We start from the raw sequence: 12,768 nt of genomic DNA, 5'->3' as shown, positions 1-12,768 counted from the left end.
TGTGGGCGGGTAGCGGACATTTGTTATTACCGGGATGGCGAAGTCTTCAAGACGACGCCCCAAAGGAAACAAAACCATGTTGGAAATCAAGAATCTTCATGCAGAAGTCGAAGGCAACAAGATCCTTCGCGGTATCAACCTGACCATCAATCCGGGCGAAATCCATGCCATCATGGGCCCGAACGGATCGGGTAAATCGACGCTCTCCTATGTGCTGGCGGGCAAGGAAGACTATGAGATCACCGAAGGGGAAATCCTCTTCAACGGCGAGAATGTGCTGGAGATGGAAATCGACGAGCGCGCCGCCGCCGGTCTGTTCCTTGCCATGCAGTATCCGATCGAAATTCCCGGCGTCGCCAACATGACCTTCCTCAAGACCGCGCTCAATGCCCAGCGCGTGGCGCGCGGTGAGGGGGAGCTGAAAACCCCTGATTTCATGAAGAAGGTCAAGGAACTGTCGGCCAAGCTCAATGTCACGCAGGAAATGCTGCGCCGTCCGCTCAACGTCGGTTTCTCCGGCGGCGAGAAGAAGCGCAATGAGATCCTGCAGATGGCCCTTCTTGAGCCGAAGCTCTGCATTCTGGACGAGACGGACTCCGGTCTTGACATCGACGCTCTGCGTATCGTGTCAGAAGGCGTCAATGCCCTCAAGTCGCCGGAACGCTCCATGCTGGTCATCACCCACTATCAGCGCCTGCTCAACTACATCGTGCCGGATGTGGTGCATGTCATGTACAAGGGCCAGATCGTGAAGACCGGCGACAAGTCTCTGGCGCTGGAGCTGGAAGAAAAAGGCTATGCCGAGTTCACTGGCGAAGTAGCGGCTTGATCGGGAGGTGACCATGACAACTCCTGCAATCAAGACTGCCGCCGACAAGGCTCTGGCCAGCCTGATCGAGAGCGCCAAGGGTGCTCTGCCGGGCAATGAGAGTTTTGCGTCGCTGCGTTCGGCAGCGGCCTCCGCCTTTGAGGAAAATGGCCTGCCGACGCGGCGGGTCGAGGAATGGAAATATTCCGATCTCAAGAAGGCGATGCCTGCTGATCTGGCGCTTGCCCAGCCCGTTGACAGTGCTCTGGCCAAGCAGCAGCTTTCCGGAGCTGATATCATCAAGGCGGTGGAGACCTGCCGCCTTGTGCTGGTCAATGGCATCTATTCTGCCGAATTGTCTGATCTGGCGGATCTGGGCGACGCGATTTCCGTGCGCTCTGTGGCCGAGGCGCTGCAGGCTGGGGAATTCCAACTCGATGACCCGGCCATTGCCCAGGGTGATATCGCGCTTTCGCTCAACACTGCGCTGTTGCAAGACGGCGTGATCGTTGAAATCGCCGCGGGTGCGGAGATCGACAAGCCTCTGGAGATCCGTCACATCATGATTGGCGGTGGCATGGCAACCGTGCGCAACCGCGTGGTGATCGGCAAGGGTTCCAAGGTGGGCGTGATCGAGACCTTCACCGGCGATGAGGCTGCCTATCAGCTCAACACCGCGATCGACTATCGCGTTGCCGACGATGCCAAACTCAATGTTCTGCGCATCATCAATGAGGGCGATAACGGCCTGCATCTCGGTTCGACCACCGCGACTGTCGGCGGCCATGTGCATTTCGAGCATTTCACCCTGTCGGCCAGCGGCAAGTTTGTCCGCAGCCAGTCCTTTGTGGCAATGCTCGGTGAATATAGCGATGCCGATCTGTTTGGTGCATCCCTCGTCAATGGCTCACGCCACAGCGACATCACGCTGAAAATGGATCATGCGGTGCCGAACTGCAATTCCAAGGAACAGTATCGTACAGTGCTTGATGACAAGGCCGTGGGCGTGTTCCAGGGGCAGATCATCGTGCGGCAGTATGCCCAGAAGACCGACGCCAAGATGATGAGTCAGGCGCTTTTGCTGTCGGAGGATGCCTCCTTCAACAACAAGCCCGAGCTTGAAATCTACGCGGACGATGTCGTCTGCGGCCATGGTGCAACCTGTGGCGAGCTGGATGAGGATCTCCTGTTCTATCTCAGGGCACGTGGCATCTCCAAAGACTTGGCCAAGAAAATGTTGGTCATGGCTTTCCTTGCAGAGGCCATCGAAAATGTTTCCGACGACCGTTTCGTGGAAGCGTTGGAGGCCTACATTCTGGACCGTCTTGGCCTCGCTGACTGACCGGGGCACACAGGCTTTGTTTTGATGACAAGTCCCCCTCATGAGGGGGGCGAAAACTGGATCTAGGACCATGACGCAATCTCTCCCGCAGGCCGCGGATCAGCATTATGATGTTGAGGCCATCAGAGCGGATTTCCCCATCCTGTCGCGGGAAGTCTATGGCAAGCCATTGGTATATCTCGACAATGGTGCTTCGGCGCAGAAGCCCAAGGTGGTGATCGATGCCATCAGTGATGCCTACTCCAACGATTATGCCAACGTGCACCGGGGATTGCACTTCCTGTCCAATCTGGCGACTGACAAGTTCGAGGCTGCGCGCGAAACGGTGCGCCGCTTTCTCAATGCGCCGTCGGTTGACAACATCATTTTCACCCGGTCATCGACGGAAGCGATCAATCTTGTGGCCAGCTCCTATGGCGGCATGGTGCTTGGTGAGGGGGATGAGGTCATCATCTCCATTCTGGAACATCATTCCAACATCGTGCCATGGAACTTCCTGCGCGAGCGGCTCGGTGTGGTCATCAAGTGGGCACCGGTCGATGACGACGGCAATTTCCTGATGGAAGAGTTTGAGAAGCTTCTGACGGAAAAGACAAAGGTTGTCGCCATCACGCAGATGTCCAATGCCATCGGCACGATCGTTCCGGTCAAGGAGGTGATCCGCAAGGCGCACGCAGCCGGGGCCAAGGTTCTGGTTGATGCCAGCCAGAGCGCGGTACACATGCCGATTGACGTGCAGGATCTCGACGTGGACTTTCTCGCGATCACCGGGCACAAGCTCTACGGTCCGTCTGGTATCGGGGCGCTCTATGCCAAGGGTGAACTGCTCGATGCCATGCCGCCCTTCATGGGAGGTGGCGAGATGATCAAGGACGTGACCCTTGAGGGCGTGACCTATGGCGTGGCGCCGCATAAATTCGAGGCAGGCACGCCGCCGATTGTGCAGGCCATTGGATTGGGCGTGGCGCTTGACTATATGGATAGTATCGGGCGTGAACGGATTGCGGCCCACGAGGAGAGCTTGCGCGCCTATGCGCACGACAAGCTGGGCTCGATCAATTCGCTCCGCATTCTCGGCCATGCAAGGGAAAAGGGCGCCATCATTTCCTTTGCTCTGGATGGAATTCACGCGCACGACGTATCGATGGTGATCGATCGGTCCGGTGTTGCTGTTCGAGCTGGCACGCATTGTGCACAGCCGCTATTGACCCGGTATGGGGTGACATCTACCTGCCGGGCCTCGTTCGGCCTTTACAACACCAAGGCGGAAATTGATATTCTCGCCGACGCGTTGGTGAAGGCTCGGTCCTTTTTCTCATGAGGAGCTGTCTTGTGTGGCCGGTTTCCGGTGACCAGAGAACAAGGGACAGAAAGATAGGTTCGAAATGATGAGTGAAACAGTTAGCAATGGTGAGGCCGCAGAGCCAAATGTGCCGAACATGAAGCAGGGCTCCGGTATTCCCGAAGCTGAGCTTGAACGGCTGACCGGCGATATCATCGAAGCGCTCAAAACCGTCTATGACCCCGAGATTCCGGCCGATATCTACGAGATCGGTTTGATCTACCGGGTCGATATCGATGATGACCGCAATGTCGAAATCGACATGACGCTGACGGCTCCCGGTTGTCCGGTTGCCGGGGAAATGCCCGCATGGGTGGAAAATGCCGTCGGGTCTGTGGCCGGTGTCGGTATCGTCAAGGTCAACATGGTGTTTGATCCGCCCTGGACGCCGGACCGGATGAGCGAAGAAGCCAAGATCGCCATCAACTGGTACTAGGATCTGCGTGCGAATAGCATCGGCTGGCTCTCTGGCTGTTTGTGGCGCGCTGGGAATTGTTGTTGTCCTTGCCTGGGCTTTTGCTCGCTCGGACTTGCTTTTAGGAAGGTACGGATATGGCAGGCAGATTTCAGGTTCTGTCGATCTCGGATGAGGCCGCCGATTTCATCCGGTCGATCGTTGACGGCTCCGACGAGCCGATCAAGGGCATCCGGATTGGCGTCAAGAACGGCGGCTGTGCCGGTATGGAATATGTGCTGGACAAGGTCACCGAGGTCAATCCGGCGGATGATCTGGTCGAGGACAAGGGCGTGTCCGTCTATGTCGATCCGAAGGCGGTGCTCTTCCTGTTGGGGACAGAGCTTGGCTATGAACAGACCAAGTTCAGGTCGGGGCTGACTTTTAATAACCCTAACCAGACATCCGCTTGTGGTTGCGGCGAGTCGGTTGAATTGACGCCTGTCGATCCTTCTGCACTGGACGCAATGCGTAACAACGCCTGAGACTGGCTCCGAGCGAATATCCGGATACAAAAAAGCGGCCCTTCAGGCCGCTTTTTTGTTATCGCAAGACTGGCTTGTGCTCTCAGGCCGCGCCGGAGGCATCGGCCAGCAGATTGACGTCCGGGTCGGTCTCGCACTTGACCAGATTGCGGCCACCGCGTTTGGCAGCATAGAGCGACTGGTCGGCGCGCTCGATCAGATCCTGAATGGTGTCGCCCTTGGAAAGGGTTGAGCAGCCGATGGAAATGGTGATGCGGCCAAGATTTTCGCCGGTCGAGCGCTTGATCAGTTCCTTGGCCATCACGGCCTTGCGGATGCTCTCGGCAACGGCAACGGCCTGGCGCAAATTGGTGTTTGGCAGGACAACGGCAAATTCCTCGCCGCCATAACGGCAGGGGACATCGCGTCCCTTGACATTCTGCTTGACCGCCACAGCCACGAGGCGGAGCACCTGATCCCCCGTCTGATGGCCATAGGTGTCGTTGAATTTCTTGAAGTGGTCGATGTCCGTCATCAGCAGCGACAATGGTTCGTCGCTTTCCTGCGCTTCTTCCATCGCCTGTGCCAGCGACCGGTCAAAATGTTTGCGGTTGGCAAGGGTGGTCAGATCGTCGGTCAGGGATTCGTAACGGATGGTGTCCAGAGACTCGCGAAGCTGCTGAACCTGCGCTTGCGACGCAGCCAGCTGTTCACTCAGGGTCCGGTTCTGCTCTTCGGCTTCCTTGGTTTCCTGAATGAGTTCCTTGACGATTTCGCGAATGACGTGCCGGTCTTCCGTTTGGGAAAGATTGCGCGAAGCACCCATAAGGGTGTCGCCATAGTGGGCCGTTGCGGAAATATATCCTTCGACCTCGCGGACAATGGACCGGATTTCATTCGAAATCTTGCCCCCGACTTCATCGACGCGGTCGCCAAGCCGACTCGGAGCCAGATGCTCATTGTAGATTGCATCCAGCTGAGAGAGCGTGATTGACCCGCTCGTGCGGAGGATATCGTTGATTGCCTTGTTCAATCCGCGATTGAACCCGGCTGCATATGTGTACCAGATTTCATAGTTGCGCGGGTAAGCCGGCATCTGATTTTTCTTCAGATTCCCCAGCGCTGACTCACCATAGATATATGTGCGTTTGAAATCGCTATTGTCCATTGCGTTTTCTACGTGACTAGTCACGCAATCCCCTCGGTTCGCCCCAAATTTTGGGTAATCTTATTGGATCAAGGCTTAAAGCGACGTTAAATATGGCAGAGTTCATGTTTCCGGAAGGAAAAATTCTGTACCAAACTGAATGAAAAATGCTGCGTTTGATGTGTTTTGGGGAGGCTTTCGTACCGGGTTTGTGTCTGCGGACATAAAAAAACACCCCTTTTCAAAAGGGGTGTTTCAAGCCGGATCATACGGCATTGTTCGTGCGAAAAGCAGAAAGCGTGCACCGATGGTTCAATCGGAAGTGCCGTTCTTCTGTTCCTTTTCCTTGGTCGGGCGAATGGGCAACAAAAGAAATGCAGGGACATGATCGCCCATGCCAATCACTTGCCGTTCACCGCGATCCTTGGAGCGTCCCCTGTTGTTGCGCGAGGCTTCGTTGCGGGAAGGAACGGGCCTCGGCGAAGGGTCGCCATAGTCCGCAGCGCTGACGGGAGCCGAAACCGGCGCCGGCGTCGGTGCTGGCTGTTCCTTCCTGCGCGGAGCGGGAGCCTTTTCCTGACGCCGCTCTTCCTGCTTGGGAGTATCCTGCTTCCTTGCTTCGGTGTTTTTCGGTGCGTCCGAGCGCTGTTTGCCGCGACCGCGACGGGATGGCTTGCGCGAATTGCCGCGCTCTTCATCATCGCCCTCGGATGAGCTTGACGAGAAATCGATAGCGCCAATCCATTCGATCGTGTCACCGGTCAACGCTTCGATGGCGTCAATATATTTGCGGTCGGCTTTGGTGGCGATGGAAATGGCTGTTCCCTCGCGACCGGCGCGGCCCGTACGACCGATGCGATGGACATAGTCTTCCGCATGGGTTGGCAGATCGAAGTTGAAGACGTGGCTGACGGTTGGAATGTCAAGGCCGCGGGCTGCTACGTCGGAGGCGACGAGCAGTGTGACTTCGTTTTTCTTGAATCCGTCAAGCGTTGCCATGCGGGACGTCTGGTCCATGTCGCCATGCAGGGCACCAGCGCTGTAGCCGTGTTTGGTCAGAGATCGGCAGACCGTAGCAACATCGCGCTTGCGGTTGCAGAAAATGATGGCGTTCTTCAGGTCCTTGGCATTGTCGATGAGCGAGCGCAGAACAGCGCGCTTGTCCCATGGCTTGGAGCCGGACGAGATCAGGCGCTGGGTGATCGTCTTGGCGGTAGAAGCGGCCGGTGCCACCTCGACCTTGACGGGATTGCGCAGGAACTGGTCCGCGAGATGCTGGATCTCCTTGGGCATGGTTGCCGAGAAGAAGACCGTCTGGCGTGTGGGGGGCAGCAGTTTGCAAATGCGTTCGATATCCGGAATGAAGCCCATGTCCAGCATGCGGTCGGCTTCGTCGACAACAAAGGTGTCAACGCCGGTCAGCAGCAGTTTGCCGCGTTCGAAATGGTCGAGCAGGCGACCCGGCGTGGCAATCAGCACGTCGGCCCCGCGATCAAGCTTCTTGAGCTGGTCCGCAAAGGAAACGCCGCCAATCAGCAGGGATACCGTCAGTCGGTGGTTCTGGCCGTAAACTACAAAACTCTGTTCAACCTGGGCAGCCAGTTCTCTTGTCGGTTCCAGAATAAGAGTACGAGGCATGCGCGCTCTGGCGCGTCCGGTCTCGAGCAAAGAAAGCATCGGCAGAGTGAAGGAGGCGGTTTTGCCGGTGCCGGTCTGGGCTACGCCCAAAACGTCACGTCTGGCCAAAACATGGGGAATGGCCTGCTCCTGAATTGGAGTCGGTTTTTCATACCCAGCAGATCTCACTGCTGCGAGCACCTTTTCGCTCAGACCTAGATCCGAAAAATTCATCAGATGATGGAACCAATTGTTGTGCTGCGTTTTTGGTGTTTCTCAAGATTGAGCAAGCCTGAAAACGTGCATAGGTTTTAGAATTGGCGGAACCATACGATTCTGAGCGAATTTGTCAATGCAATGCAGTAAATACGGTTTATTTGCGACGTCAAAAGACGCATTTAGACGATTTTCCCCAAACTTGAACCGTCTTGGGCAAAACCATTCGGTGTAAAACCGCGCTTATCATTTTCTCGACTGGTGCGTGGCCTGAAAAGCGGCAAAGCTGCTTGCCCATGTAGATTCTTCTGTCGGGGTTTCCGGGTCGAGCGTCGACTTTATTTTGGTTTCGACATGATCGAACAGATCGTCGATGGTGCAGGCGCCGCGTTCTGCTGGCACGTGGGGTTCTTCCTCAAACAGGTTGATCCAGCGATCGGTTGCCCTGCCGAAGATCATCAGCCGGTCGAGTGCCCATGAGGGGTCACTGGGGCGGAGCAGACCCAATAGGGCTGCGAAAATCGCGATGGGGCTAAGCAGGAGGTCGCGCAGATTGTCTGCGGCGAGACGCAGTTGGAAGAACAAGGTGCGTCGGATCACGTTCCCGTAGCTTTGGGGTTTTCGCGTTCTGAGGCTGAATTCCCGGCGGTAGTCTTCATGGTGGTTTTGCAAGGGGGCAAAAATGCGCCGTTGCCGTGGCTGTCTGGAGCGTCCCATGTGTTCCCTGTCTCCCTGCAGGTCCCAAGATGATGCTTTTGGGGCCGACCTTGTTTCCTCTCCGGTCGTTAAGATTGCATATGGAAAGGATGGACGTTGTTTCAAGGAATGAAAAGGCAAAAACCCGGCTGCTGGGGCAATTTACTGCTCTTTGAAGAAATATTGCCAGACGCCATTCGGGCTAATACCTAGCTGAAAATAGGTGTAGTAGCCGGTGCGCAGCAGATCGGCATAGCCTTTTTCGGGGACGATTTGCGTCAGCTCCACCCTTTGCTGGTCGTTGAGAGCGGCCAGCGGATAGTGGGCAAAATAGGGCCAGACGAACATTTCATAGGGACCCTCAAAGTCAGCAAGAACGAAGCCGCTGGCCAGAATCTTCTCCAGCGCGTCGCAGATGTCCTGATCCTTGTTGTCTTCGTGATCGGAAAGACTTCGCAGGCGCGCGATCGGGTCTGGCAGATCTGAAGCGTCCGGACCGAAGCTAGGCGGCATTTCGTTCATCTCGATTGCGCCACGCAGGGCTTCGAGATTGCCTGCCTGACAACCCGTCTGCAGGGCATTGACCATGCGCCAGACCGGCTCGGGGAGCAGGTTCAGATCGCGATATATCTCTGGTCCCTGCGGGGTGGTGGTCGAAATGGTCAGTCCGTTCTGACTGCCGACCGGGTAGCCATCAACGGTGCCCATCGAGGTGATTGGGCCGTCCTCGGTGGTGTAGGGCGCACCCTGACTGGCGGCAGAAAAGTCCGGTTCCGGAACGACACCATCAATGGTGACACCGCTTGCCGCCATGGATGCGGCGAGCAGTGGCAGGTTCAGGGCCATCGAAAGCAGTATGGCGGATATGGAACGGGACGGCATCTTCAGCATGTGTCCGAACATCGTGCAGGCGACCTCGATGGTATGAAGCCCCGCGCTGCGCCTGACGTTGAAGGCGTGCCGCGCTTCAGGGCCTTATTCTCTGGCCACGAGTGTTCCTGCAGACGCGCCCCATTGCAAGGAGAAAAGGTGGCGCGCAGGTGCTCTGTTCACGATCTCGTCAACAGAGGGTTATTGCAGATTCCTGTCGAGGGTATAGTCGCCGCAGAGAATGCGGTTTGGCAGGTCAGAGCAGAATTTGGAAACCGTCTCTTCGCCATAGGCCAGAACAAGACTGCTGAGGGCCTGAAACAGCGCTGCATGGGCGAGGCAGTCGATGTTGATGCCATCATCGGAAGCCTGATCCCACAGATCGCCCAGAATGCAGAGCGCACGCTGCTTCTGTTTGTCGAGATCAACGATTTCGAGTTCCGGGGCTGAACCTTGGTTCAAACAGGTGCGATCAGTCATGGTTACGCGTCTCCTCGGAACACTTGTCTTAACTGTATGAGAAAGCGGAGGAATGCTGCGGTGTCTGTTGAACTGTTTCAACGGGCAATGTCGCAGGCTGCCGATTCTCAAGGCCTTGATTCTTCAATCGATGACCTAGAGATATCAGATTCTGATCAGGTGCGGAGGAATTCGTTACCAAAAGGTTAAGGTTTTCCGTAGAAATTAACCTGCATGGTTAACGGGCGTGTTTGAGTTTCAGCGTGGTGAGAAGGGCCTGACCCTCAGCGTGATAAAGCTCAGTGATCTTGCGGGCCTGCTCGTTGCAGCTCCGGTAGGTGTGGGAAAAAGTCTGGTAGCTTTTGTTGAAACGGTCCTTCAATTGCCGGGTTCGCGAGTCGTCGGCATTCTCTGCCTCAAGCAGCGCCGCCATGTGGAAGTACCAGTCTTTTGGGTCGCTCTGGTTACACAATGGGTCCAGATACATGAGCGCACCGACCACGGAGCTGAGGCGCCGCAAATTCTGCTCATAAGGCGGCAGGTTGTTGTCCGCCGCCCGGGCTGGCATTGAACCTTGGCTGAATGTCAGCATCAACATCAGGATGAAGGGGCGAGCCTTAGCATCAAATGTCAAGATCGGTCGCAAATTCAGCATTCTCCTGAATGAATTCGAAGCGTGCTTCCGGCTTGTTTCCCATCAGGCGCGTTACGACTTCCTTGGTTTGACCTGGAACCATATCAACGATCTGCACTTTCAGCAATGTCCGGTTCTTGGGGTCCATGGTCGTATCCTTGAGCTGATCCGAGCGCATTTCGCCAAGGCCTTTAAAGCGGCCGATCTCGATTTTGCCTTTGCCCTTGAATTCCTTGTTGAGCAGCTCTTCCTTGTGCAGGTCGTCGCGCGCGTAGAGCGTCTTGCCGCCCTGACTGATGCGGTAGAGCGGCGGCACGGCGAGGAACAGGTGGCCGTTATGGATCAACTGCGGCATTTCCCGCTGGAAATAGGTCAGCAGCAGCGAGGCGATATGAGCTCCGTCGACGTCAGCATCGGTCATGATGATGACGCGGTCATAGCGCAGATCGTCATCATTGTAATTCTTGCGCGTGCCGCAGCCCAGAGCCTGAACCAGATCAGCCAGCAACTGGTTGGCGTGCAGCTTGTCGCTGGAGGCGCTGGCGACGTTGAGGATCTTGCCGCGCAGGGGCAAAACGGCCTGTGTGGTCCGGTTGCGGGCCTGCTTGGCGGAGCCACCAGCGGAATCCCCTTCCACGATGAACAGTTCGGTATCGCCCTTGGCATTCTGCGAACAGTCGGCCAGCTTGCCCGGCAGGCGCAGCTTGCGCACGGCAGACTTGCGGCTGACGTCCTTTTCCTTGCGGCGGCGCAGGCGCTCGTCGGCACGGTCGATGACCCATTCGAGCAGGCGGTTTGCCTGTTGCGGTGCGTTGGTCAGCCAGTGGTCGAACTGGTCGCGCAAGGCCTGCTCGACGATGCGGGTGGCGGCCATGGTTGCCAGACGATCCTTGGTCTGGCCAACAAATTCCGGCTCGCGGATGAAGACCGAGAGCAGGGCCCCGGCGCTGGTCATCACGTCATCGGCAGTGATCACCGCCCCCTTCTTGTTGTTGGTCAGCTCAGCGTAATTCTTGAGGCCACGCAACAGTGCGGTGCGCAGGCCAGCCTCATGGGTGCCGCCTTCCGGTGTAGGCACGGTGTTGCAATAGGAATTGAAGAATCCGTCGCCACCAAACCAGCATACGGCCCACTCGACGGCACCATGGCCGGAGGTCTTCTCAGTGCGGCCAGCGAAGATTTCCGGCGTCACCAGATTCTGCTTGCCCAGCGTTGCGGCCAGATAGTCCTTGAGGCCGCTCGGGAAGTGGAAGGTCGCCTTGGCAGGAACCTCGGGATTGTGTTCCAGCAGTTCGGGCGCGCAGCTCCAGCGAATCTCGACACCGCCAAACAGATAGGCCTTGGAGCGAGCCATGTTGAGCAACTGCTCCGGCTTGAAGCGAATCTTCTTGCCGAAGATTTCATGGTCGGGCTTGAAGGTGACCTTGGTGCCGCGGCGGTTGTGGATGTCGCCCAGAAATTCCAGCGAACCGGTCGGGATGCCGCGGGAAAAGCTCTGGCGATAGAGCTTCTTGTTGGTGGCAACTTCGACGGACATGGTTTCGGACAGGGCGTTGACAACCGATGCGCCCACGCCATGCAGACCGCCGGAGGTTTCATAGACCGCAGAATCGAATTTGCCGCCGGCGTGCAGGGTGGTGAAGATGACTTCGAGCGCCGACTTGTTGGGGAATTTCGGATGCGGATCAACCGGAATGCCGCGCCCGTTGTCGGTGACGGTGATCACATTGTCCGGCAGCAGTTCCACCTCGATCCATGACGCATAGCCCGCAACGGCCTCGTCCATGGAGTTGTCGATGATTTCGGCAAACAGATGGTGCAGCGCCTTTTCGTCGGTGCCGCCAATATACATGCCGGGACGGCGACGCACGGGCTCGAGACCTTCCAGAACCTCGATGTCGGCTGCCGTATAATCAGCCTTGACGCCGGGAACGGACGGTGCCGGATTGCTCTGGGCCTGAGGCTTTGGCGTTTCCGCTTTGGGTTGCCTTGGGGCAGAGGCGCCGCCTTTTGGTGTTGGCACAGAGGCAAAAAGATCGTCAGACGCAGACATGGACTACTCTTGGGTTCCGACAGGACAATTCCGGTTTGGCAACGAATGTGTTGGATGTCGCCAATCCCTTCAGTTCGGTCTTAACAGTTTCCGGGCTGTTCGCAAGCCAAATGATGCGCTTTAAACCGCGCGAATCAGGCTCATATTCGTTTCCACAATGTCTTCAGCAAAGCCTTTCCGGTCAAGAGGTCGTAACAAGGAAATGTGGAGCGCAGCGGAAATCCGCCGCAGAACAGGGACGTTTCGCGCGCAGACCTGCACGGAGTGCGCTGGCACAAGCCGTGTCTGGTCGGGCTGCTTCATTCCTTCAGGATCATTTGCCCATAGATGTCAAATGGAGGGCAAATGGAGGTCGAAGTTTCGTGTTATGGTTAATCTTTGTTAACCATTGAGGCGGTAGATTTGAGGCAACGGGGACAGATCAAACGGAATATTCATGAAACAGGTTGAAGCCGAAATAGACAATCTGCGAGCGTCGGTGTTTGAGCTGAAGTCGAGCCTTTACCGGGCTGACCGGGCGCGTGCGCGTTATCAGCATGTTTCCGGCATGTCTCCGTGGCTCAATGCGACCGCGACCTGCTTCCTTGCAATGTTTTTCCTGCTGCTGTAGGAGGCCTGTGCTTCTTTTGTCACTCCTGACGTCCTGCAAACAGAACAGGGTCTGAT

Annotated in this window: 13 protein-coding genes; 6 read left to right on the top strand and 7 right to left on the bottom strand. The window is 56.6% G+C overall.

The annotated features are described in order from the left end of the window. Positions 1-76: 76 nt before the first annotated feature. The 5 genes from sufC to DSL70_RS08945 all read left to right on the top strand — a co-directional run bounded on the left by sufC (position 77) and on the right by DSL70_RS08945 (position 4,431). Positions 77-829 (top strand): Fe-S cluster assembly ATPase SufC, encoded by a 753-nt coding sequence (gene sufC / locus DSL70_RS08965; protein ID WP_119307570.1) that lies wholly within the window; start codon positions 77-79, stop codon positions 827-829. A 13-nt stretch (positions 830-842) separates the two neighbouring features. Further along, positions 843-2,150, top strand: a complete 1,308-nt coding sequence (sufD, locus tag DSL70_RS08960; protein ID WP_119307569.1) for a Fe-S cluster assembly protein SufD — start codon at positions 843-845, stop codon at positions 2,148-2,150. A 70-nt stretch (positions 2,151-2,220) separates the two neighbouring features. Then, a complete protein-coding gene (locus DSL70_RS08955) occupies positions 2,221-3,471 on the top strand; it encodes a cysteine desulfurase (protein WP_119307568.1) in 1,251 nt (416 codons plus the stop codon). Between the two features lie 118 nt (positions 3,472-3,589). Further along, on the top strand, positions 3,590-3,928 hold the full coding sequence (locus DSL70_RS08950; RefSeq protein ID WP_245418168.1) for an SUF system Fe-S cluster assembly protein: 339 nt from the start codon (positions 3,590-3,592) through the stop codon (positions 3,926-3,928). 116 nt (positions 3,929-4,044) lie between these two features. Beyond that, on the top strand, positions 4,045-4,431 hold the full coding sequence (locus DSL70_RS08945) for a HesB/IscA family protein (RefSeq protein ID WP_119307567.1): 387 nt from the start codon (positions 4,045-4,047) through the stop codon (positions 4,429-4,431). An 82-nt stretch (positions 4,432-4,513) separates the two neighbouring features. Here DSL70_RS08945 and DSL70_RS08940 read toward each other — a convergent pair whose 3' ends face one another. The 7 genes from DSL70_RS08940 to parE form a co-directional block, all read right to left on the bottom strand. Next, positions 4,514-5,506 carry a GGDEF domain-containing protein gene (locus DSL70_RS08940; protein ID WP_245418142.1) on the bottom strand — a complete coding sequence of 331 codons (993 nt, stop codon included), beginning with the start codon at positions 5,504-5,506 and terminating at the stop codon, positions 4,514-4,516. A 363-nt stretch (positions 5,507-5,869) separates the two neighbouring features. Beyond that, complete coding sequence (locus tag DSL70_RS08935; protein WP_119307565.1) at positions 5,870-7,408, bottom strand: DEAD/DEAH box helicase; 1,539 nt, start codon at positions 7,406-7,408, stop codon at positions 5,870-5,872. Positions 7,409-7,636: 228 nt separating this feature from the next. Next, positions 7,637-8,107 (bottom strand): hypothetical protein, encoded by a 471-nt coding sequence (locus DSL70_RS08930; RefSeq protein WP_162916491.1) that lies wholly within the window; start codon positions 8,105-8,107, stop codon positions 7,637-7,639. A 141-nt stretch (positions 8,108-8,248) separates the two neighbouring features. Next, on the bottom strand, positions 8,249-8,977 hold the full coding sequence (locus DSL70_RS08925) for a hypothetical protein (protein ID WP_162916489.1): 729 nt from the start codon (positions 8,975-8,977) through the stop codon (positions 8,249-8,251). A 180-nt stretch (positions 8,978-9,157) separates the two neighbouring features. After that, the gene (locus DSL70_RS08920) at positions 9,158-9,436 is read right to left on the bottom strand and encodes a hypothetical protein (RefSeq protein WP_245418141.1); all 279 of its coding nucleotides are present in this window, start codon (positions 9,434-9,436) and stop codon (positions 9,158-9,160) included. Positions 9,437-9,653: 217 nt separating this feature from the next. Further along, positions 9,654-10,049: a TIGR02301 family protein gene (locus DSL70_RS08915; RefSeq protein ID WP_162916488.1), complete on the bottom strand. Its 396-nt coding sequence runs from the start codon at positions 10,047-10,049 to the stop codon at positions 9,654-9,656. Then, the gene (gene parE / locus DSL70_RS08910; RefSeq protein WP_119307561.1) at positions 10,039-12,102 is read right to left on the bottom strand and encodes a DNA topoisomerase IV subunit B; all 2,064 of its coding nucleotides are present in this window, start codon (positions 12,100-12,102) and stop codon (positions 10,039-10,041) included. The genes DSL70_RS08915 and parE overlap by 11 nt, the downstream gene beginning before the upstream one ends. Positions 12,103-12,538: 436 nt before the next feature. Between parE and DSL70_RS22220 the strand changes: the two genes are divergently transcribed. Continuing rightward, positions 12,539-12,712, top strand: a complete 174-nt coding sequence (locus tag DSL70_RS22220; protein ID WP_162916486.1) for a hypothetical protein — start codon at positions 12,539-12,541, stop codon at positions 12,710-12,712. Positions 12,713-12,768: the final 56 nt, after the last annotated feature.

The sequence above is a fragment of the Cohaesibacter haloalkalitolerans genome (genome assembly GCF_003574655.1).
GTDB lineage: Bacteria > Pseudomonadota > Alphaproteobacteria > Rhizobiales > Cohaesibacteraceae > Cohaesibacter > Cohaesibacter haloalkalitolerans.
The sequence above is the reverse complement of the archived record's forward strand: the minus strand, read 5'-3'. Positions and strand labels throughout refer to the sequence as shown.

Bases quoted from the DNA above. Each gene is read 5' to 3' on its own strand.
- sufC (WP_119307570.1), top strand. From the start codon at position 77: ATGTTGGAAATCAAGAATCTTCATGCAGAAGTCGAAGGCAACAAGATC.
- sufD (WP_119307569.1), top strand. From the start codon at position 843: ATGACAACTCCTGCAATCAAGACTGCCGCCGACAAGGCTCTGGCCAGC.
- DSL70_RS08955 (WP_119307568.1), top strand. From the start codon at position 2,221: ATGACGCAATCTCTCCCGCAGGCCGCGGATCAGCATTATGATGTTGAG.
- DSL70_RS08950 (WP_245418168.1), top strand. From the start codon at position 3,590: ATGAAGCAGGGCTCCGGTATTCCCGAAGCTGAGCTTGAACGGCTGACC.
- DSL70_RS08945 (WP_119307567.1), top strand. From the start codon at position 4,045: ATGGCAGGCAGATTTCAGGTTCTGTCGATCTCGGATGAGGCCGCCGAT.
- DSL70_RS08940 (WP_245418142.1), bottom strand. From the start codon at position 5,506: ATGCCGGCTTACCCGCGCAACTATGAAATCTGGTACACATATGCAGCC.
- DSL70_RS08935 (WP_119307565.1), bottom strand. From the start codon at position 7,408: ATGAATTTTTCGGATCTAGGTCTGAGCGAAAAGGTGCTCGCAGCAGTG.
- DSL70_RS08930 (WP_162916491.1), bottom strand. From the start codon at position 8,107: ATGGGACGCTCCAGACAGCCACGGCAACGGCGCATTTTTGCCCCCTTG.
- DSL70_RS08925 (WP_162916489.1), bottom strand. From the start codon at position 8,977: ATGCTGAAGATGCCGTCCCGTTCCATATCCGCCATACTGCTTTCGATG.
- DSL70_RS08920 (WP_245418141.1), bottom strand. From the start codon at position 9,436: ATGACTGATCGCACCTGTTTGAACCAAGGTTCAGCCCCGGAACTCGAA.
- parE (WP_119307561.1), bottom strand. From the start codon at position 12,102: ATGTCTGCGTCTGACGATCTTTTTGCCTCTGTGCCAACACCAAAAGGC.
- DSL70_RS22220 (WP_162916486.1), top strand. From the start codon at position 12,539: ATGAAACAGGTTGAAGCCGAAATAGACAATCTGCGAGCGTCGGTGTTT.